Source organism: Kinneretia sp. DJ1R-11 (assembly GCF_025717595.1).
Taxonomy (GTDB): domain Bacteria; phylum Pseudomonadota; class Gammaproteobacteria; order Burkholderiales; family Burkholderiaceae_C; genus Paucibacter_A.
The window spans coordinates 158,218-177,797 of sequence record NZ_JAJIRR010000011.1 but is presented as its reverse complement, the minus strand read 5'-3'; the positions used below and the strand labels follow the sequence as shown (position 1 = coordinate 177,797).

Sequence of the window (19,580 nt, the reverse complement as noted above, 5' to 3'; positions counted from 1 at the left end):
TGGGGAAAGCATGGAAGCGCAACAGGCTTTGCCAGGGTGCAACTGGCAAGGCTTCAAAGCCCTCAAGCCACCTTGTGGTGGGTGACCTTGAAGCCCAACTCTTCATAGCGGCGCCAGCGCCGGCGCGCAGCCTGCACCTGCTCGGGGTCGGTCGAGACCACCTCCAGCACGCGCTGGAATTCGTCGAAACCTTCGGGCATTTCAGCGCCGACATTGAGCAGCACCTCGCGATGGGGCAAGTCCGCGCACCGCTCACTCAACAAAACCGGCGTGTGCTCGCCCAAGGGCGTGCCCGCATGCGCAGCTTCCCAGCGCGCGTGCGGCACAAAAATGCTGGCCTCGGCATCCCAGAGCTTGCTGTCCAGACGCCCCAGCAAATGGGCCGGCCCACACACACCCGTGCGCACACCGGCCTGCTGTGACTTGCGCAGCAGGCGAACCAAGTAGCCGAGTCGATCGGCGACGCCGGTGTAGAAGCTGACTTCGGTAGTCATTCGGTCCTTATGAACGAGAAACGGCGAGCGCCGATCACAGGCGCCCGCGCCATTCTTCGATCAACGAACTTGCGACAGCACGAAGTGCGTCAGCAGGCCGACCGGACGACCGGTGCCGCCCTTGGCCGCGCCGCCCTTCCAGGCGGTACCGGCGATGTCCAGGTGACCCCAGACGAACTTGCTGGCAAAGCGCTGCAGGAACTTGGCCGCGGTGATCGAGCCACCGGCACGCGAGCCCACATTGGCGACGTCCGCGAAGTTGCTCTTGAGGCCTTCTTCGTAGTCGTCATCCAAAGGCATGCGCCAGCACAGGTCCAGCGAGGCTTCGCCGGCTGCGGTCAGAGCCTGAGCCAGGCTCTCGTCGTTGGCGTACATGCCGCTGCGCACACCGCCCAGGGCGATCACGCAGGCGCCGGTCAGCGTAGCCACGTCCACCACCGCTGCGGGCTTGAAACGCTCGGCGTAGGTCAGCGCATCGCACAGCACCAGACGGCCTTCGGCGTCGGTGTTGAGGATTTCAATGGTCTGACCCGACATCGAGGTCACCACATCACCCGGCTTGAGAGCGCGACCGCTGGGCATGTTCTCGCAGGCAGCGATCAGCACCACCAGATTGATCTTGGGCTTGAGCTCAGCCACGGCGCGCAGGGTGCCGATGACACTGGCAGCGCCGCCCATGTCGAACTTCATCTCGTCCATCTCGGCGCCCGGCTTCAGCGAGATGCCGCCCGAGTCAAAGGTGATGCCCTTGCCCACCAGCACCACCGGAGCCTGGGTCTTGGCAGCGCCCTCGTAACGGGCGACGATGAAGCGCAGGGGCTCGTCCGAGCCTTGAGCGACGGACAGGAAGGAGCCCATGCCCAGCTTCTCAACCGCCTTCTTGTCCAGCACTTCGACCTTCAGGCCGTAGGTCTGGCCCAAGGCCTTGACTTGCTCGCCAAGGAAGGTCGGTGTGGCGTAATTGCCCGGACGGTTGGCGCATTCGCGCGCCAACTCGACACCCGCACCGATCGCCTCGCCGCGAGCCAGGCCCAGCTTGGCGGCCTTGGCGAAGGCTGTGTCGGCCTTGTCCACCAACAGGCTCAGCTTGGCCAGCTTGCCGGCTTCCGGTGCGCTCGGCTTGGTGTGGCGGTACACATAGGTTGCATCGCCCGCAGCCAGCACGAACTGCTCGGCCAGGCTGTCGCCATGGGCGGCCAAATCAAAGCCGACAAAGGCCACACCGGCGTGGGCCACGCCGCGGCCCTTGAGCAGGCCCAGGGCCGCTTGCACCGCCGAGCGCGCGGCCTTGACGCTGGTCTTGCCAGAGGCGGCCAGCACCACGCGCGGGGCCTTCACACCGGCGGGGCGCTGCAGCACCAGCGATTTGCCAGCTTTCAACTCGAAGTCGCCCAGCTTGATCGCGTCCTTGATGAGGGCGCTCAGGCCGGCGTCCAGGCCCGCGGGCAGCGTGTCACCGCCCAGAACCAGGATCAAAGCATCAGCGTTGAAGCTGGCCAATGCGTCAAAGGACGCAGACTGTGTACGGAAGTCCATAATGTCGCCGAGTAGAAAAAAGTCTCAGGATGTTATTCGATTCCACCGTACGTACCGAGTTGGCGCGCAGCTTCGGCGTGACCCTCGTGGTCATTCTCACCACCGTCCTCACCATCATGCTGATTGGCACCCTGGGCCAAGCGGCGGGCGGCAGCGTGGCGCCGCAGGATGTCATGCTGTTGCTGGGTTATGCCTCGTTGGGCCATCTACCCACCATGCTGATCCTGTCGCTGTTCATCGCCATCGTGACCAGCTTGGGCCGCATGTACCGCGACTCGGAAATGTCCATCTGGTTCTCCAGCGGCATCGGCCTGACCCGCTTTGCCAAGCCGGTATTCCGCATGGCCTGGCCGGTCTTGCTGGTGGTGATGGCGCTGTATCTCCTGATCTGGCCCTGGGGCAACCAGAACAGCGCCCAGCTGCGCGAGCGCTATCAGAAACGAAGCGATCTCTCCCGCGTGGCGCCTGGCCAATTCCAGCCTTCGCGTGACGGCAGCCGGGTCTTCTTCATCGAGCGGGACAGCGAGGACGGCCGCACCGGTCGCAATGTGTTCATCCTGTCCAAGCAAAACGACACCGAATCGGTCACCACCTCATCCAAAGGCCGCATCGAACAAAACGGCGATGACCGCTTCCTCGTGCTGGACCGAGGCCAGCGCAATGAAATGAAGGGCTTTGGCGGCGAGAAGACGCTGGCCCGCTTCGAAGAGTACCAAGTGCTGATGGACAGCCAGGTGCTGCGCTCGGCCGACCAGTTGCCCCCCAAAGCCCTCGCCACGATGGAGCTGCTGAACAGCCCCACCCCGCGCAACCGCGCCGAACTAGCTTGGCGCTTCGGCATGATTTTGTCGGCCTTCAATATGTGCCTGCTGGGTCTGGGTCTGTCGGCCACCAATCCGCGCCGCGCCAGCAACTGGAACCTGCTCTTCGCCTTGCTGACCTTTGTCGTCTACTTCAACTTGGTCAACCTGAGCCAAGCCTGGATCACCAGCGGCCGCATGAGCATGAGCGGCGCCCTGTTCAGCGTGCATGGCAGCGCTTTGGCTCTGGCCTTGCTGCTGCTGTGGTGGCGCGACCAAGGCAATCGCATCCACCTGCCGCGCCGCCGCGGCGCTGGTCTGAAAGCCAGTTGCCCGGGGAACCCCGCATGAAGACCGTCCGCCGCCTGCTCTACCGCGACATCGTCGGTGCGGTCGCCTTTGTCACCCTGGCCTTTTTGTCCCTGTTCTTCTTCACCGATTGCGTCGATGAAATCGACCGGATGAGCCGTGCCGGAGCCGGCAGCTGGGTGGCGGTACAGCTGGCCTTGCTGTCCATACCGGGGCATTTCTACCAACTATTCCCGATCACAGTGCTGATCGGCACGATTTTCTCCCTGGCCCGTCTGGCGCAATCCAGCGAGTTCACCATCTTGCGTACCGGTGGCCTCGGGCCGGGCCGAGCACTCGGCCTCCTGGCCAATCTGGCATTGGTTTTCGCAGTGCTGACCTTTGTTGCCGGCGACTATGCCGAGCCATTCTTCAAACGCCAATACGACCTGTTGCGCGCCAGCGCCACCGGTGATGCCCAATCCAGCGCCAAGGGAGCCTGGCTCAAGGAGCATCGAACCGTAGACGGCCAGGAGCGCAGCTATTCGATCAACGTCGGTCAAGCCGATGTGGCCGGCCAGTTACGCGATGTGCGCATCTTTGAATTTGATGAACATGGCGGCCTGATCTCCCGCACTGCGGCCGAACGTGCCAGCGTCGATAAGCAAGGCTTGTGGCAACTGCAAGACGTGCAGCGGACTGAGTGGTCCACCCGCAGCAGCCCCGGCAGCAAAGAAGCCCCCGTGCGCGAGCTTCGCCAGCCCAGCCTGGACTGGCCCAGCAGCCTGCATGCAGGCGTGATAACGGCCGCGGTGCTGCCTGCCGGCTCCATGTCCACCTTGGAGCTCTACCGCTACACCGAGCACCTGTCGGCACAAGAGCAATCCGCGCAGGCCCACAACATTCAGTTCTGGCGCAAAGCGCTCTACCCCTTCGCCTGCTTTGTGATGATTGCCCTGGCCCTGCCCTTTGCCTATCTGCACGGACGCTCGGGCGGCATCAGCCTGAAGGTCTTCGGCGGCATCATGCTGGGCATCAGCTTTGTGCTGCTGAACAATGTGGCGGGCCATATGGGCATCCTGAACAACTGGACACCCTGGGCCGCCGCCGCCTCGCCAAGCCTTGTCTATCTCGCCCTTTCTCTGGCCGCCTTTGGCTGGCTGGTTCGCTACCGCTGACCCCCCACGGAACCTATCCCATGAGCCAAGGACTGCTGCTGTTTGCCCACGGAGCGCGCGACCCCGATTGGGCTCGCCCCTTCCAAGCCGTTGCCGCCCGCTTAGCGGAACAGCGCCCCGATCTGCCTCTGCGGCTGGCCTTTCTGGAATTCATGGAACCCAACCTGGAGCAGGCCGCGCATGAGCTCGCAGCACAGGGCTGCACCAGCATCCATATCGTGCCCATGTTCTTGGGCACCGGCGGCCATGTGCGGCGCGACATTCCCCCGCTGCTGGAACGCCTGCAGCAACACTATGGCGAGGCTGTCAGCTGGTTGCTGCACCCGGCTTTGGGCGATCAGGATCGCATCATCCAAGCCATGACCGACGCCAGCCTGGCCTGGCTTGATGGCCCGCTCGAGCCGCAGACATGAACCTGCATCAGTTTCGCTTCGTGCAGGAGGCTGCGCGCCGCAACCTGAACCTGACCGAGACCGCCAAGGCGCTCTTCACCTCGCAGCCGGGCGTGTCCAAGGCAATTTTGGAACTCGAAGAAGAGCTGGGCATCGACATCTTCGCCCGCCACGGCAAACGCCTGCGCCGAATCACGGAACCGGGACAACAGGTGCTGGCCGCCATCGAAATCATCATGCGCGAGGTCAACAATCTCAAGCGCATTGGCGATGAGTATTCCAAGCAGGACAACGGCACCCTGTCGATTGCCACCACCCACACCCAGGCACGTTATGTGTTGCCCGGCCCAGTGGCTCAGCTGCGCCGTCAGATGCCTTTGGTCCGCATCAGCCTGCACCAAGGCAACCCTGACCAAGTCGTGCGCATGCTGCTGGATGACAGCGCCGACGTCGGCCTGGCCACCGAGTCCCTGGCCCAGATCGAGGATCTGGTCACCCTGCCCTGCTATGAATGGCAGCATGTATTGGTGGTACCGGCCGACCACCCCTTGGCGCAGGTCGAACGCCCCAGCTTGGAACAACTCGCCGCCGAACCCCTGGTTTCCTATCACCCAAGCTTCACGGGGCGCACGCGCATCGACCGTGCCTTCAGTGCGCGCGGTTTGCATCCGAACTTTGTTCTGGAGGCCATCGATTCCGATGTCATCAAGACCTATGTGCGCCTGGGCATGGGTGTCGGCATCGTCGCCGAGATGGCGGTGCGAGAAGACGCGCCGGGCGGCGATCTGGCCTCGCGGCCGCTGGGCCATCTGTTCGGCCAGAATGTCACGCGCATCGCCTTCAAGCGTGGCGCTTATCTGAGGAATTATGTCTACAGCTTTGCCGAGCTGCTGTCAGACCGCCTCAATCGCCCACTGCTGGAGCGCGCCATGAGCGGCGACGCCAGCGACTACAAACTCTGACGCCTGGTCACCCATGGGCTGACCCTCAACTGCTAGACCGAATGAACTTCGAAACACCGGCGCTGATCAGCCGCCTGCCGCGCGTCGGCGCCACCATCTTCAGCACCATGTCTGCCCTCGCGCAAGCCCATGGTGCAGTCAATCTAGGCCAAGGCTTCCCTGACTTCGACTGCGACCCGGCACTGATCGAGGCCGTCCATCAGGCCATGCAGACCGGGCACAACCAATACCCGCCCATGCCCGGAGTGCCGGCGCTTCGAGAGGCCGTGGCTGCCAAGCTTCTGGCCAGCCACGGCATGGCCTACTGCCCGGAGCGGGAGATCACCATCACCGCGGGGGCGACCCAGGCCATCTTGACGGCGCTGCTGGCCATCGTCCACCCGGGCGACGAAGTGATGGTGCTGGAACCCTGCTACGACAGCTATGCGCCCAATGTCGAACTGGCCGGCGGCGTGCTGGTGCGCGTGCCGCTGGACCCGCACAGCTTCCGGCCCGATTTTGAGCGCATCCGTGCCGCACTCAGCCCGCGCACCCGCGCCATCATCATCAACACGCCACACAACCCTAGCGCCACGGTCTGGAGCGCGCAGGAGATGCTCAGCCTGGCGGAGCTGTTGCGCGGCACCTCGGTCTTACTGATCAGCGATGAGGTGTACGAGCACATGGTGTTCGACGGCGCAGCCCACCAAAGTGTGGCGCGCTTTCCCGAGTTAGCGGCACGCAGCCTGATCGTTTCGAGTTTCGGCAAGACCTTCCACGTCACCGGCTGGAAGGTCGGTTATGTGGCGGCGCCTGCTTCGCTCAGCGCTGAGTTTCGCAAGGTGCATCAGTACACGGTGTTCTCGGTCAACACGCCAGTGCAGCTCGGTCTGGCCCGCTACCTCGAGGACCCTCGCCCGCACCAGTCCCTGCCCGCCTTTTACCAACGCAAGCGCGACCATTTCCGCGCTGGCCTGGCCGCTTCGCGACTGCGCCTGCTGCCTTGTTCAGGCAGCTATTTCCAATGTGTGGACTACCGCGAACTGGGCAAGCCCAGCGAACTGAACGACAGCGAGTTCTGCCAATGGCTGACCCGAGAAGTCGGCGTGGCCGCCATTCCCATCTCGGCCTTTCACAACAGCAAGGAAGACCAGATGCGGGCGAGTGAGCTCAAAATCATTCGCTTCTGCTTTGCCAAGCAAGACAGCACCTTGGACCACGCCTTGACACTACTCAAGCAACTCTAATTCGCAGCCAAAAGGTGCCAGCTCAAATCAGTGGCGGCTGTTTGCACCGGAAGACAAAGCTGGCGCCACAGGCTCATCATCGAGTGAGATGTCAACCTCCAGCGCGTGTTGCGGCCCCGGCATCTCCTTGCCCTGCCAGATCATGGTTGCCATCAATTGGTGGCCGTCCTCAGGCTTGTTCTGAGAGTCCAGGGGAAGGAAGAGGTCGATCTCATCGCTGCGGACCTCATGCTCGGAACGGTCTCGAGCCACGCTGTAGAGGAACAGCAGTTCGCGGTAGGCGGGCAGGTCGAAACCATGGCCAGTATCCCCACCCTTGGACAAGAGATCCTGCAAAAGCGCCATGCTGGCAGCGGGATCCACCCAGCGCCCTTGCACTCGCTTGACGACGGCAGCGTAAGCTTCAAGATCGCGGCCGGAGTTGAGATCAGCCCCCCAAGTGGGCGCCAATGCATCGAAGCGCTTGGCGAAGCTGGCCGCGACTTCATTGAAGTACATCTCCTCACCCTGACGCTGGTGGATTTCCAGCAACTTCAGATAGGGCAAGGCACTGGCGCCACCGAAATTGATGCGAGCCTGCAGCAGTTCAATCGCAGCCTCGCTCTGGCCCAACACCAGGAAGAATTCGACCTGCTGCTCCAGGTCGATCAGCTCTTCGACCGTCACATGATCGTTACCGACGGCCGTCACATTCAAGGGGACTGGCGCCGTGAACGCGCCGGTTTCGTTGACGAAATTGGCCGATGTGTCGAGCAGCTGAATGCTCAGGGGTCCGGAATTCAGATCATCCTGCGTCACCCCGACCGCGGTCGGTCCACTGCGGCCCGAAGGTTCGACAACTTCATCTCGCATGGAACCCAGATGGCCCTCAGTGAAGCCGTCGGCGAGTTCCGTTACATCCTGTGGCGGTATGGTGATGGTGCGCTCGTCTTGGCTGCCCAAGGCAGGTACACCGGCGAACGGCTCAGGTTCACTAGAGGCAGTTGCGCGCCCTTGGGCATGCGGAGCCGCTTGCGGGGCATTTGAAACGCCGGCACCAGGCCCATTGCCAGCAGCCGGATCTGAGTCCGCTGGCGACAACTCCGGCATGGCTTCACCGACTCGCCCGGCACTCCACCATGCCGCGTCGCGTTCGGCTCGTTCGCGACTGCGACTGCGCCACAGAAAGGCACTGAGGCCCGCAAAGGCCAGGCTCAGCAAGCCCAGGGCCAGCATCTCAAGCGGAGGTGACTCAGAAACCTCGGGCGCAGCCAATTGCGTGCGCAAGGCCTGAAGCTTGCCACGACTGACCTGGTTGTCGTGCTGCAAGCGGTTGAGCGTCTCTTCGAGCTGGCGCAGGCGCAACAGAGCCGTCTCTGCCGCGGCGATCTGAGCCAAGGGCGATTCGGCCGCTTCGTCAGCGTCTGGCGGTTCCAAGCGAAGTTGTGGCGTCGGTCCGGCCGCCACAGGGGGCACAGGCACATTCTTCGCGCCCACCGATCGGAAAGGCTTGGCCCGGGTTCTAGATTGAGGCTGATTTGACTCGGCCAACATGAGCGCCGTAACCGGGGTCTTGATAGGGGGCGCGGACGGCTGGGCTACAGGCGGAGTTGGTACACGGACCGCAGCGGCCAGCAAGGTTTCCGGTCGCGCGCCAGCAGCGCCAAGAGCCGCGCGCATGGCCGGAGAATACTGCGGCGGCCGAGTTGCAGCAGAAGTTGCCACACGGACGCCTTGGTCTAGCCCCGGTGGATCGATAAAGGCGGTGTACTGGCGGCTCAGCTGCGTCGGACAACCCAGGCTCAAGCTGACATGCACCAGCGGTTCATTGATGGGAACGGGGCTGTACAAGCGCACGGCGCGCACAGCCCCCTCGCTTTCCCCTTCCAGCACCAGCTGGACCAAATTGGGTGGCACACGCGCCTCACCGGCATACACATCCGCCTGCACGCACTCGGCGGCCAGCATCTCACCGGGTTTGAGCAAGACCGGGAAGACCAGGCTCAAGGCCTGACCCAAGGCCGACTGAGTCAGCGGCCTGTCCACCCCCAGCGCATGGGCACTGCCAGCGACCCCGAACCCCAGGCCGGTCCAACTGATCAGCAGCGGCGCCAGCACACGGGACTTGCGCCAAAGATGAGAGGACTGTGGGAAATCTCGGTCCATGCCGGGGGTAAATGTTGTTTGACTCACTCTAGCATGGAGGCCCCCTGGAGCGGACTTGCTGAAGCCGCGAAACAGCCCGGCTTCAACCGGCTATTTGCGAGTCTCATGCCCATTCTTGCCGCTCGCCCATCTCACCTCAGAGAAGCTTCCCCTCGCCCTCATAGACAATGTCGGGCCAGACAGCGGAACCCCGTCGTCACGTCAGCGATCCACCATGAACAGCTCGGCCCTCACACAGCTTGAACGCCACAACATCGACTCCGGCCCCTGGTTCTCCAAGCTGTCGACCGCATTGCGAAGCGACATACTCGCCCGCGCCTCAGTCCGCCGCCTGCACGACGGTGCCTTGCTGTCTTGCCGGGGAGAGCCCGCCGAAGAATGGATGGCCGTCGCCAAAGGCGCCGTACGTGTCAGCTCAGTTTCCTTGGCAGGCAAGCAAATCGCACTGACCTATGTGGAGCCTGGAACCTGGTTCGGCGACATCTCGCTGTTTGACGGCTTGCCTCGCACGCATGACGCCAGCGTGCACGGCGAGACGACCCTGCTGGTCATGCGCAAGCCCGATTTCAAAGAACTGCTGCAGCGCCACACCGAGCTCTATGAGGCGCTCCTACGCCTGAACTGCCGCCGCCTGCGCCTGATGTTCGACATGGTGGAAGACCTCAACACGCGCCCATTGGCTTCTCGTCTGGCCAAGCAAATCCTCTTTCTCGCGCGCTCTTACGGAGAGCTCCAGGGCGATGAAATCCGTATTGGGCTACAACTCGCTCAAGAAGACCTGGCCCAGCTGCTGGGCGCCTCGCGTCAACGCGTGAATCAGGAGCTCAAGAGTTTCGAGCGCGAGGGTGCGGTGAGGGTTGAACCGACACGACTGGTCGTGCTGAACCGCGAGAAACTTCTGGCGATAGCGCACCGCTGAGGCCAGCCTGCCAATACAGCATGGACAGCGTCGGGCGCTTCTGGTCAGGCCGGCTTGAGGCTTAGCCGAATTCCCCGCTCAAGGCTGGCTGAGATCCTCTTCCGGCCGAGAAGACTGCCAGGCAATCGAGGTGGTGGTGGGCCAAGGGCCGCTGTCGGACAAGCGGCCGTTGATGCGCTGTGCCTCACGGCAAGCTGACTCCAGCACCTTGAGCAAGCCCTGAATCGCCACCAGGCTGGGCTGCTCCATGGCAGTACGCAGATAGGCGTTGCCTCGCATGGTCATCAGCACAAAGGGATGCCCCTCGGGCAGCAAATCCTGACTGGCCTGAGCCAACACCTCGCTGAACTCACCTTCCAGCCAAGCAGCAGTCAGGTCTTTGTTGACGCCGATCGCGCCGAAGCGCTGACGCACCAGCTTGGAACTGATCTGACTGACCTTGGGGAACATCACCAGCCAACGCATCTCCTCGGGTGTGTCGGTATCGACGCGGGTCTTGAGGGTGTCCGTATAGGCCTCGAAGACCGTGGACTCCAAGGCATCCATCAGCTGACGGCACAAGACCATCATTTGCAGGTCACTGTGCAAGCGCAACTCGCAGCGCATGCGCAACTCATTGCCTTTGATATAGCCGCGCTGCGAAGCACCCCACTCGATACGCAGACTCCCAGGCAAGGCCTTGGGCTGCTCGATCACGAAGCCCCGGCCGTCGCGCGTCAGTCGGAACTGAGCGCTGCGGCTCTCCGACCAATCATGGATGGGCCGCCACCGTGCTGCGTTGGAGCGGGCCACAAACCAGTGTTTGACTTGCTTAAAAAACATGAGCTAGCACAATGCGGCAATCGCCAGAGCTGCGACCCGATGCGGTCCGCATCGACCGTCTGGCCAAGGTGGAGAACCCAAATGATTGAAGTGTATTCATGGCCCACACCCAATGGCCACAAGGTTCACATCATGTTGGAAGAATGTGGACTGCCCTATCGGGTGATCCCTGTGGACATCGGCAGCGGCGCCCAATTTGAAGCCGCCTTCCTGGCCATCAGCCCAAACAACAAGATCCCCGCGATCGCTGACAGCGAAGGCCCCGATGGACAGTCGATCCACCTGTTCGAGTCGGGTGCCATCCTGCTCTACCTCGCCGGCAAGACCGGTAAATTCCTGCCCGCCGATACCGCGGGCAAGTATGAAGTGCTGCAGTGGTTGATGTTCCAGATGGGCAGCGTAGGCCCCATGCTCGGACAGGCGCACCACTTTCGCATCTACGCCGCGGAAAAGATCGATTACGCGATCGAGCGCTACACCAATGAAGCGCAGCGCTTGTACGGCGTCATGAATAAACGCTTGGCGGCCAGTCGCTACCTTGGGGGCCCAGCCTACAGCATTGCTGACATGGCCATTTTTCCCTGGCTGCGCAGTTGGAAAAACCAAGGTGTGCAACTGTCGGAGTTTCCACATCTCAAGGGCTGGTTTGACGAAATCGCTGCACGGCCCGCGGTGCAACGCGGGTTGGCTGTGCTTGAGGAACAACGCCGACCACTGCTTGATGACAAAGCGCGCGACACCTTGTTCGGAATGAGCCAATACCGACGACGCTGAATGCGTCATCATTGCGGCCGATCAGGTGCGGCCTGCCCTTCGGTCAGCACGGCCTGCGACCGAGCCGCCAGGAACTCCTCGGTCATGGCCCGCGCCAGCAGCTCTGGGCGCAGCCGCTCCAGGCTGCGCGCACTGAGTTCAAATCCACGCTCATTGGTATAGAGCGCTTGACCAATGCTCAGGCCGGCATCGGCCGCACGCGGCCCTTTCAAGCCGAGGACGGGATACAGGCGCAGTCGGGCTTTGAATGTCGCGGACTCCGCATCGGCAAACACCGTGGTTTCCAAAACTTGGGCGCAGCCGCGTTGTTCGGCTTCATTGAGTAGCAGTCCCAGGTTGCGCGCCAGATCTATGGCGGCCACCTGAAGCACCATGCCGTGAGCCGGTCGAGCCGCCTTATTAAGCAACTCCACCACCTGCCGGTTGAAACGCAGATTGACTTGATCCCACTGCGCATTCTGTGCCGCCATGGCAGGCTCGTAGTTACGCCCATGGCCGAACACCATGAGGCATTCCGCTGCCTGAGCTTGCACGGCAGGTGCCAGGGTCAACAGAGCCAGAATAACGGGCAGCAGCAAGCGCTGGCGGGCTTCAAGACGACTCATGATGCTGCGCAGAAAGACGATCCAGTTTTTCGGGCCCAAAGTGGGAGTTGGAAGGCAACACTCTCAACGGAGTCTAGCAATTGAATCCAAGGGAAAAAGCGGCGACCGCCGAAGCCGAGGCCACGAAGCAAAGCAAAGCGGCGCCACGAGGGCGCCGCCAGCTCACAAGGAATCACATCCAATACAGGCCTTGAGGCCCGCATGCGTTCCAAGCCATTCCCCCTGGGCTGCGAGACAGGCCCGTTCAGACCCGCCCCGCTCCCCCTCCGCGCGAGCACATCAAGGTGCATCGCTTCCCTCGTTTTGTGCAGTCTACTTTACGTTCTGTAACACGCAAGATGCAACCCTTGCGAAAGCAAATCACCCCCCAAAACGCAGGAATTCGGCGTCAAATTTCAATTCAAGCGAGATGAGAGGGCAAGGAAAACCCTAGGGCGCCGGTATTCAGCGGGATTCTCGTGCGCGCGCCGCGAAGTTGGCGAGCACGCAATCGCAAAAACAAAAGAATCTCGCGACTCAACGAAACCGAAACAAGGCGCAAGCGCAAGAAGTGGCCCGACCAGCAAGAATCGAACTTGCAACCGCCCGCTTAGAAGGCGGGTGCTCTATCCAGTTGAGCTATGGTCGGATGAAGGAATTTGCACAGGGAGCAAGACCCGCCCGATGCACATGGGCAACAGACCCTCAGTGCGGGCCGCGATTGTGCCACGCAGCCAAAGGCGCCAAGCGCCCAGGCCGCCACCCTATTCGGCGCTCAGGCCAGCAGCACGTTGACGATGGCGTTGCCAATGCCCATCAAGGCCGCACCGGAAATCAAGCCAGCACAGATGGATTCGCAACCCTCAACCCAGAAACGGTGGCCAGAGCTGCCCGGCTTCTTGTTGCGCAAGCCCATCAGCCAGAAGAGCAACGCACCGACCCACATGGCGAACACCGATTCAGGCGGCAGCACCACGCCAAGACCGATGGAGACTGCCGACAAGGGGAAGCGGCCCTTGGTGACAATGCGGGCCACCTCAATCGCAAAAGCACTCAGAGCAGCCACGATCATGGCCACCACCGCCGATTGCGGCAGCCCCTGAATGCCCTTGGCAATCAACTCCGCCACACCCTTCCACTGCAACGCAGCGGGCATCGCAAACTGCTCGGTCACCAGCGTGGTCGTCGAACGCACCCCGGACGCATCGGCAGGCAGGAACAGCAGGAAATACAGGGGCACGCATGCAGCAAGCCCAGCAAAGATGCCGATCACATGACCAATCACCTGGTGACGCGGCTTGCCGCCCAGCATGTAGCCGGGCTTGATGTCGGACAGCAAGTTGGCAGCGTTCGAAGCGATTTCCGAGGTCATACCGGCCGGCAGCAAATTGCTGGCCGGGTTGCTGCGGTCAATCGCGCCCATCGTGAACTGGGTGATCTTGGACAGCGCGCCGGTCGGCGTCCAGGAGGTCAACGCCATGGAGTTGGCGCAGATGATCGTCAACACAAAGATCAAAGGCAAAGACACCAGTGCCAGGAACATGGGCACGCCAAAGAACAGATGCGTCACCCAAGCACCCAGTAGGCTGAACACCGGAATACCGACGTACGACACCCACAATGGCACTTCAATATTCGCCAACAGATCAGGGCCCTTCACGGCAGCAGCCGCCCCCTTAGGCTTGCCTTTGAACAGACTGGTGAACAGTTCCGGCTTGGCCAGCAAACTGGTCAGCGAGCCCACCACCATCATCGTCACACCCCACCACAGGGACCATTGATTGACGATCTCGGCACGACCCAGCGGAACGACAACTCCGGATGGGCTGACCCGGGGGGCAATGTCACCGGCCTGAATCATCAGTGGGGCCAGGATTCCGAAATTGATGAACGCGCCCAACAAGCAACTGGTGGCAACCGCGATACCCATCAGGCCGCCCACGCCAATCATGGCGGCATCCAAGGTCAGCCGAAGGCCAAGCACACGGAAATCGGTACCCAGAATCTTGGGAATCCACAACTCAGCCTTCACGGCCGCTTGGTAATAGTAGGTATCCAAGCGCTCATGGAAATACCAAGGCTCTTTCATGCCCGCCCATTGATCCATGCGCAGGATCTTGAATTGGAGCAGCTTCATCCAGCCATCGCTGACCAAGGCCTGATAGAGAGCGGTGAACCCGGCGACCGCGCCCAGCAGACGAGCCTTGTAAATGCCCGTCGCCGCATCGCCGGTATAGAGCGCATCCAACACCACGCCGCTGGCACGGCCTTCAGGGAAAGGGAGTTGCTCATCGTTGATGAAGCGCCGCTTCATCGGAAAAGCCACCAGCACGCCGAGAATCGACGTTACGGCCATCCAGATCATCATCTGCCACCAGGGAATGATGCGCCCTGTGATCAGCATGTAAGCCGCCAGACTCGAGTACAAGGGCGCGACCACGTAGCCGGCCGCAGTTGCGATGGACTGCGTACAGTTGTTCTCGAGAATCGTGTAATCCTTGGCCAGGCCGGCACCGTGCAGCGCGCGGAACAAAGCAAACGACAGGATCACGGAAGTCAAACCGACACCGATGCCGATGCCCGTCTTGCCACCGATGTACAGGGCAGTCGCCGCAAGCACAGCACCGAGCAGAAAGCCAGTCAAGGCCGAGCGTAGGGTGAGCTGCGGCATATCACCGCGAAACACGTTCTTGAACCACCACTCGTCCTTTTGGGCGCGCGTCCAGGTCCTGATCTGCTCGTCGGTCAGTTGTTGAATTGCCATGACAGAGATTCTTCTTGGTTGGCTGGCCCGGTAAGGCCATGAAGGGCGCAATTCTCAGGTTCGAACTGCGCGCAGTGAAGGCGAGATAACCCAGGGCTACCTCATAGAGCACGGCCTACAGCCGAGGTCTTCACATACCCTTCGCACAACGAAAAAACCCGCTGCCAGCGATTGCCTGCAGCGGGTTGCTCGAAAAGATCTTGGTCGGGGCGGCGGGATTCGAACTCGCGACCCTCTGCTCCCAAAGCAGATGCGCTACCAGGCTGCGCTACGCCCCGACTAAGACCGCCATTCTAGCCTGAAAATTCATCACCACAGGGAACATGACCAAACAATTCTTCCAAGCCCTGGTTTGCCAGCAAAACTCTATCCGCCGAATAGCCTCGTTATGTCAGGCGCTTCAATCCCCAGCCAATAAGAACGTGGCCCTCTGACGCTAGCCGGCCTGCGCAATTGGCCGCGACTCACGGACCAGGAGGCTTTGTGTCAAAATCTTGCGACATTCAAGCCAGCCCTGACTGGACTTCTGTCGGCACCCCGCCGAGACCTCGTCCAAGGACATTCCATGAGCAGCGAACTGATCAAACACATTTCCGACGCATCCTTTGACGCCGACGTGATTCAAGCCGGCAAGCCCGTGCTGGTCGACTATTGGGCAGAGTGGTGCGGCCCATGCAAGATGATCGCCCCGATCCTGGACGAAGTCTCCAAGGACTACGGTGATCGCCTGCAAGTCACCAAAATGAACGTTGACGAGAACCGCGAAGTTCCGGCCAAGTTCGGCATCCGCGGCATCCCCACGCTCATGTTGTTCAAGGACGGACAGCTGGCCGCCACCAAGGTGGGCGCCTTGTCCAAGGCTCAATTGACGGCCTTCCTGGACGCTAACCTATAATCATCACCAATCTGTTGCCGCGACCACCCGGATCCCGGCTCGCGGCAACAGTGAATTGCCAACACGCCCTGGCCGCATCGACGGTTTTGGCGCGTGGACTCGGCGCCCAAGCTCCCTCGTTTTTCGTATTCGCAGTTCCGCTGGCTGTTTCTGTGCCGTTGGCGTGGCTTGCAGGGCGATTTGCGCTTGCCGCCGAAGTTTTAAGTCCCCGGTCCTTGGCAGGACCCTGACGACCTACCGGGTGTTCACCCATGCATCTTTCCGAACTGAAAGCACTTCACGTCTCCGAACTCATCAAGATGGGCGAAGAGCTGGAGATCGATAACGTCGCTCGCATGCGCAAGCAGGAGTTGATGTTTGCGATCATGAAAAAGCGCGCCAAAGCTGGCGAGCAAGTGTTCGGCAACGGCGTGCTCGAAGTACTGCCGGATGGCTTTGGCTTTCTGCGCTCCATCGACGACAGCTATATGGCATCGACCGATGACATCTACCTGAGTCCGAGCCAGATTCGCCGCTTCAACCTCCACACCGGCGACATGATCGAAGGCGAAGTGCGCGTACCCAAAGACGGTGAGCGCTACTTTGCCCTGGTCAAAGTCGACCGCGTCAATGAACTGACGCCGGAGGAGAGCAAGCACAAGATCATGTTTGAGAACTTGACGCCCCTGTTTCCCAGGGAACCGTTCAAACTCGAGCGCGACAACTTCAAGGGCGAAGAAAACATCACCGGCCGGATCATCGACCTGATTGCGCCCATCGGCAAAGGCCAGCGCGCCCTGATCGTCGCCCAGCCCAAGACCGGCAAGACCGAGATGATGAAGAGCATCGCGCATGCGTTGGTGGCCAATCATCCCGAGTCCCACTTGATCGTGCTGCTGGTGGACGAGCGCCCCGAAGAAGTGACCGAGATGATCCGAACCGTGCGCGGGGAAGTGATCAGCTCCACCTTCGACGAGCCGGCCGCCCGCCACGTGCAAGTGGCCGAAATGGTGATCGAGCGCGCCAAACGCCTGGTCGAACTCAAGAAGGACGTGATCATCCTGCTTGATTCCATCACCCGCCTGGCCCGCGCCTACAACAACGTCCTGCCGTCCTCAGGCAAGGTGCTGACCGGCGGCGTCGACGCCAACGCGCTGCAGCGCCCCAAGCGCTTCTTCGGCGCCGCTCGCAAGGTGGAAGAAGGCGGCTCGCTGACCATCATCGGCACCGCGCTGATCGACACCGGCAGCCGCATGGACGAAGTGATCTACGAAGAATTCAAGGGCACGGGCAACTGCGAAATCCATCTGGATCGCCGCATGGCCGAAAAGCGCGTCTACCCTTCGATCCTGATCAACAAGTCTGGCACCCGCCGCGAAGAGCTACTGCTCAAGCCCGAGATCCTGCAAAAGAGCTGGATCTTGCGCAAGTTGCTCTACAACATGGACGAGATCGAGGCGATGGAGTTCGTGCTGGACAAGATGAAGTCCACCAAGAACAACCTTGATTTCTTCGACATGATGCGTCGGGGCGGTTAAAGCTTGTTGGACCCAGGCCCGCAGACGCGGGCGCCGAGCCGACCTGGGGTCGGCATCTAAAAAATATTGCTATAATCCGCGTTTTTGTCGCTGTCGGAAAGTGCGTCGCATGGTGCGACTTGGCTCCCGGCACGTCAGCGCAAAGCGAGAGGTCTCTCATGAAAGACGGCATTCACCCCAACTACCGCGACGTTTGCTTCGTGGATCAGTCCAACGGTTTCAAGTTCATCACGCGTTCGACCGTGACCAGCAAGGAAACCACCAAGCTCGACGACGGCCGCGAAGTGCCGCTGGTCAAGCTGGAAACCACCAGCGAATCGCATCCCTTCTACACCGGCACGCAGAAGAGCATCGACTCCCTGGGCGGCCGTGTCGAAAAGTTCCGCAACAAGTTTGCGGGCTTCGCCAAGAAGTAAGCCCAAGCGGGCCGAAGACACAAAAGGCAGCTGCGGCTGCCTTTTTTCATGCCTGTCTGCATAGGCCCAGAGGCAAAGTACTTTACCGACGACGAGTGCGCAGGCGTCACTTAGTTTGGCGGTTCTGCGGCATGATCCGAATTCAAGAAACTTCCAGCCCGCCACACGAGTGAACCGCCCGACCCCCGCCATCGTTGCCGAACGCAGCGCCCAACGTCTGCCCCGACTGGCCCTGATCCTGTTCTGCGCAGCCTATGTCCTACCTGGACTGTTTGGCCGCGACCCATGGCGCAATGCCGACCTGAGCGCATTCGGCTTCATGGCCAGCATCGCCCAAGGCAGCGCCCCGTGGTGGCAGCCGGCCATTGCCGGCATTCCGGCCGAGGGCGGCCCCCTGCCCTACTGGATCGGCGCACTGGCGATCAAGGCCATGCCTTTTGCCGACGCCGCATTTGCGGCCCGCCTACCCTATGCACTGATCCTTGCGTTGGTTCTGGTGCTGGTCTGGTACAGCTGCTTTCACTTGGCGCGCACCGATGCAGCACAGCCGGTCGCATTTGCCTTCGGCGGAGAAGCCCAGGCAGTGGACTACGCCCGTGCACTCGCCGATGGTTCTGTACTGGCTTTGATTGCGACTTTGGGCTTGCTGCAACTGGGTCATGAAACCACGCCCGAACTCCTGCAGCTACTGGCCATCAGCATCTACCTCTACGGTTTGGCTGCAGCGCCCTATCGGGCCACCAAGGCTCGCTGGGCCAGTCTGTTCGCACTGCCCATCTTGGCAGCCAGTGGCGCGCCGGCGGTCGCTCTCGCCTTATCCGGCATCGGCGCTTGGCTGTGCCAACGCTCACGCTTCTCCGAAGTGCGCAGCCTGACGCCATGGCTGCTTGCTGCCGGTGGGCTGGCCGCCTTGAGCGCTTGGGAATTCAATGCTTGGGCCTGGCGCCTGAAAAGCACGCTGGATTGGGATCAAGCCCAACGCAACTTGAGCCTGCTCGCTTGGTTCTGCTGGCCCGTCTGGCCGATGTCGCTGTGGACACTGTGGCGCTGGCGCGCTCATTGGCAGGGTCGGCATATCTTGCTGCCACTCCTTGCGGCACTGGTGCCTTTGCTGACCAGTGTGCTCATGGGCGGCTCGGACCGTGCGCTCTTGCTCAGCCTGCCGGCCATGGCCGTGCTGGCCAGCTTTGCCTTGCCGACCTTGCAGCGCGGCATTGCCGCTGCCATGGATTGGTTTTCGGTCTTCTTCTTCAGCGCCTGGGCCCTGCTGTTCTGGCTGCACTACGTCTCCATGCACTTGGGCTGGCCGCGCACTCCCATGAGCAATTTGCGCCGTTTGGGCCTAGGAGATAGCTTCGAGCCAAGTTTCAATCCTCTGGCCTTGCTGTTGGCCACCCTGGCCACAGCAGCCTGGATCGCCTTGGTACGTTGGCGCACAGCCCGGCACCAACATGCACTTTGGAAGAGTCTGGTCTTGCCAGCCGGTGGCGTCAGCTTGAGCTGGCTGTTGATCATGACCTTGCTGCTTCCGCCCTTGGATTTCATCCGCAGCAATGGCCCTTTGGTAGAGCGGCTGCGTGCGCACCTGCCAGCCGATATCAACTGCGTGGCCGCGCCCGACCAATCCCTGGCCACCTTGGCCGCACTGCAATTCCAGGGCCGTTGGCGTGTGGAGGCCGACAAGACCTTGCAGCAGACCGCATGCAGCTACGCCATACAAAGCAATGCGATCGAAATTGCCAGCGGCTGGACCTTGGTTGCAGCCGTGCGACGCCCCTCAGACAAGACCAATGGATTCGTGGTCCTGAAACGAATCTGAGGCCTTGCCAGGTCCCGGGCGCCTCAACAAAAAGGCCTCTGCAGATCAA

At 61.5% G+C, this 19,580-nt stretch carries 17 protein-coding genes and 2 tRNA genes; 11 read left to right on the top strand and 8 right to left on the bottom strand.

Annotated elements, in window-relative coordinates; all coding sequences use genetic code 11:
• Positions 1 to 62 precede the first annotated feature (62 nt).
• Together LNV23_RS17970 and LNV23_RS17965 are read right to left on the bottom strand one after the other, a co-directional pair.
• Positions 63 to 494, bottom strand: a complete 432-nt coding sequence (locus LNV23_RS17970; RefSeq protein ID WP_263564237.1) for a DNA polymerase III subunit chi — start codon at positions 492 to 494, stop codon at positions 63 to 65.
• Between the two features lie 60 nt (positions 495 to 554).
• Positions 555 to 2,030, bottom strand: coding sequence for a leucyl aminopeptidase (locus tag LNV23_RS17965; RefSeq protein WP_263564236.1), 1,476 nt, complete (start codon positions 2,028 to 2,030; stop codon positions 555 to 557).
• A gap of 29 nt (positions 2,031 to 2,059) precedes the next feature.
• On the opposite strand from LNV23_RS17965, the gene lptF reads away from it, so the two are divergent.
• The 5 genes from lptF to LNV23_RS17940 are packed head-to-tail and all read left to right on the top strand — an operon-like array spanning position 2,060 to position 6,876.
• The gene (gene lptF, locus LNV23_RS17960; protein WP_263564235.1) at positions 2,060 to 3,181 is read left to right on the top strand and encodes an LPS export ABC transporter permease LptF; all 1,122 of its coding nucleotides are present in this window, start codon (positions 2,060 to 2,062) and stop codon (positions 3,179 to 3,181) included.
• Positions 3,178 to 4,296, top strand: coding sequence for an LPS export ABC transporter permease LptG (gene lptG / locus LNV23_RS17955; protein WP_263564234.1), 1,119 nt, complete (start codon positions 3,178 to 3,180; stop codon positions 4,294 to 4,296). Before lptF ends, lptG begins: the two co-directional genes overlap by 4 nt.
• 20 nt (positions 4,297 to 4,316) lie before the next feature.
• Positions 4,317 to 4,709: a sirohydrochlorin chelatase gene (locus tag LNV23_RS17950; protein ID WP_263564233.1), complete on the top strand. Its 393-nt coding sequence runs from the start codon at positions 4,317 to 4,319 to the stop codon at positions 4,707 to 4,709.
• Positions 4,706 to 5,650 (top strand): CysB family HTH-type transcriptional regulator, encoded by a 945-nt coding sequence (locus LNV23_RS17945; protein WP_263564232.1) that lies wholly within the window; start codon positions 4,706 to 4,708, stop codon positions 5,648 to 5,650. The genes LNV23_RS17950 and LNV23_RS17945 overlap by 4 nt, the downstream gene beginning before the upstream one ends.
• 41 nt (positions 5,651 to 5,691) lie before the next feature.
• Entirely contained in the window at positions 5,692 to 6,876 is a 1,185-nt protein-coding gene (locus tag LNV23_RS17940) for a pyridoxal phosphate-dependent aminotransferase (protein ID WP_263564231.1), read from the top strand.
• 27 nt (positions 6,877 to 6,903) lie between these two features.
• On the opposite strand, the gene LNV23_RS17935 is transcribed toward LNV23_RS17940, so the two are convergent.
• Positions 6,904 to 9,021, bottom strand: a complete 2,118-nt coding sequence (locus tag LNV23_RS17935; protein ID WP_263564230.1) for a type IV pilus assembly protein FimV — start codon at positions 9,019 to 9,021, stop codon at positions 6,904 to 6,906.
• A 214-nt stretch (positions 9,022 to 9,235) separates the two neighbouring features.
• On the opposite strand from LNV23_RS17935, the gene LNV23_RS17930 reads away from it, so the two are divergent.
• Positions 9,236 to 9,940: a Crp/Fnr family transcriptional regulator gene (locus LNV23_RS17930; protein WP_263564229.1), complete on the top strand. Its 705-nt coding sequence runs from the start codon at positions 9,236 to 9,238 to the stop codon at positions 9,938 to 9,940.
• A 78-nt stretch (positions 9,941 to 10,018) separates the two neighbouring features.
• On the opposite strand, the gene LNV23_RS17925 is transcribed toward LNV23_RS17930, so the two are convergent.
• Positions 10,019 to 10,762 (bottom strand): hypothetical protein, encoded by a 744-nt coding sequence (locus tag LNV23_RS17925; protein WP_263564228.1) that lies wholly within the window; start codon positions 10,760 to 10,762, stop codon positions 10,019 to 10,021.
• A gap of 81 nt (positions 10,763 to 10,843) precedes the next feature.
• Between LNV23_RS17925 and LNV23_RS17920 the strand changes: the two genes are divergently transcribed.
• A complete protein-coding gene (locus LNV23_RS17920) occupies positions 10,844 to 11,536 on the top strand; it encodes a glutathione S-transferase C-terminal domain-containing protein (RefSeq protein WP_263564227.1) in 693 nt (230 codons plus the stop codon).
• A gap of 8 nt (positions 11,537 to 11,544) precedes the next feature.
• Here LNV23_RS17920 and LNV23_RS17915 read toward each other — a convergent pair whose 3' ends face one another.
• From LNV23_RS17915 to LNV23_RS17900, 4 genes are all read right to left on the bottom strand, one after another.
• The gene (locus LNV23_RS17915; protein ID WP_263564226.1) at positions 11,545 to 12,141 is read right to left on the bottom strand and encodes a hypothetical protein; all 597 of its coding nucleotides are present in this window, start codon (positions 12,139 to 12,141) and stop codon (positions 11,545 to 11,547) included.
• Positions 12,142 to 12,692: 551 nt separating this feature from the next.
• Positions 12,693 to 12,769 (bottom strand) — tRNA-Arg (locus tag LNV23_RS17910).
• A 126-nt stretch (positions 12,770 to 12,895) separates the two neighbouring features.
• A complete protein-coding gene (locus LNV23_RS17905; RefSeq protein ID WP_263564225.1) occupies positions 12,896 to 14,884 on the bottom strand; it encodes an OPT family oligopeptide transporter in 1,989 nt (662 codons plus the stop codon).
• A 201-nt stretch (positions 14,885 to 15,085) separates the two neighbouring features.
• Positions 15,086 to 15,162: transfer RNA gene (locus LNV23_RS17900), tRNA-Pro, on the bottom strand.
• A gap of 287 nt (positions 15,163 to 15,449) precedes the next feature.
• On the opposite strand from LNV23_RS17900, the gene trxA reads away from it, so the two are divergent.
• The 4 genes from trxA (at position 15,450) to LNV23_RS17880 (ending at position 19,531) form a co-directional block, all read left to right on the top strand.
• A complete protein-coding gene (trxA, locus tag LNV23_RS17895) occupies positions 15,450 to 15,779 on the top strand; it encodes a thioredoxin TrxA (RefSeq protein ID WP_263517508.1) in 330 nt (109 codons plus the stop codon).
• 251 nt (positions 15,780 to 16,030) lie between these two features.
• Positions 16,031 to 17,296, top strand: coding sequence for a transcription termination factor Rho (gene rho, locus LNV23_RS17890; RefSeq protein WP_263517509.1), 1,266 nt, complete (start codon positions 16,031 to 16,033; stop codon positions 17,294 to 17,296).
• 158 nt (positions 17,297 to 17,454) lie between these two features.
• Positions 17,455 to 17,712, top strand: a complete 258-nt coding sequence (locus LNV23_RS17885; RefSeq protein WP_263517510.1) for a type B 50S ribosomal protein L31 — start codon at positions 17,455 to 17,457, stop codon at positions 17,710 to 17,712.
• Between the two features lie 169 nt (positions 17,713 to 17,881).
• Positions 17,882 to 19,531, top strand: coding sequence for a glycosyltransferase family protein (locus LNV23_RS17880; RefSeq protein ID WP_263564224.1), 1,650 nt, complete (start codon positions 17,882 to 17,884; stop codon positions 19,529 to 19,531).
• The last annotated feature ends 49 nt before the right edge of the window (positions 19,532 to 19,580 follow it).

What these genes read in the sequence shown, in the direction of transcription:
- LNV23_RS17970 (WP_263564237.1), bottom strand. Translation starts at nt 494, where the DNA reads ATGACTACCGAAGTCAGCTTCTACACCGGCGTCGCCGATCGACTCGGC.
- LNV23_RS17965 (WP_263564236.1), bottom strand. Translation starts at nt 2,030, where the DNA reads ATGGACTTCCGTACACAGTCTGCGTCCTTTGACGCATTGGCCAGCTTC.
- lptF (WP_263564235.1), top strand. Translation starts at nt 2,060, where the DNA reads ATGTTATTCGATTCCACCGTACGTACCGAGTTGGCGCGCAGCTTCGGC.
- lptG (WP_263564234.1), top strand. Translation starts at nt 3,178, where the DNA reads ATGAAGACCGTCCGCCGCCTGCTCTACCGCGACATCGTCGGTGCGGTC.
- LNV23_RS17950 (WP_263564233.1), top strand. Translation starts at nt 4,317, where the DNA reads ATGAGCCAAGGACTGCTGCTGTTTGCCCACGGAGCGCGCGACCCCGAT.
- LNV23_RS17945 (WP_263564232.1), top strand. Translation starts at nt 4,706, where the DNA reads ATGAACCTGCATCAGTTTCGCTTCGTGCAGGAGGCTGCGCGCCGCAAC.
- LNV23_RS17940 (WP_263564231.1), top strand. Translation starts at nt 5,692, where the DNA reads ATGAACTTCGAAACACCGGCGCTGATCAGCCGCCTGCCGCGCGTCGGC.
- LNV23_RS17935 (WP_263564230.1), bottom strand. Translation starts at nt 9,021, where the DNA reads ATGGACCGAGATTTCCCACAGTCCTCTCATCTTTGGCGCAAGTCCCGT.
- LNV23_RS17930 (WP_263564229.1), top strand. Translation starts at nt 9,236, where the DNA reads ATGAACAGCTCGGCCCTCACACAGCTTGAACGCCACAACATCGACTCC.
- LNV23_RS17925 (WP_263564228.1), bottom strand. Translation starts at nt 10,762, where the DNA reads ATGTTTTTTAAGCAAGTCAAACACTGGTTTGTGGCCCGCTCCAACGCA.
- LNV23_RS17920 (WP_263564227.1), top strand. Translation starts at nt 10,844, where the DNA reads ATGATTGAAGTGTATTCATGGCCCACACCCAATGGCCACAAGGTTCAC.
- LNV23_RS17915 (WP_263564226.1), bottom strand. Translation starts at nt 12,141, where the DNA reads ATGAGTCGTCTTGAAGCCCGCCAGCGCTTGCTGCTGCCCGTTATTCTG.
- LNV23_RS17905 (WP_263564225.1), bottom strand. Translation starts at nt 14,884, where the DNA reads ATGGCAATTCAACAACTGACCGACGAGCAGATCAGGACCTGGACGCGC.
- trxA (WP_263517508.1), top strand. Translation starts at nt 15,450, where the DNA reads ATGAGCAGCGAACTGATCAAACACATTTCCGACGCATCCTTTGACGCC.
- rho (WP_263517509.1), top strand. Translation starts at nt 16,031, where the DNA reads ATGCATCTTTCCGAACTGAAAGCACTTCACGTCTCCGAACTCATCAAG.
- LNV23_RS17885 (WP_263517510.1), top strand. Translation starts at nt 17,455, where the DNA reads ATGAAAGACGGCATTCACCCCAACTACCGCGACGTTTGCTTCGTGGAT.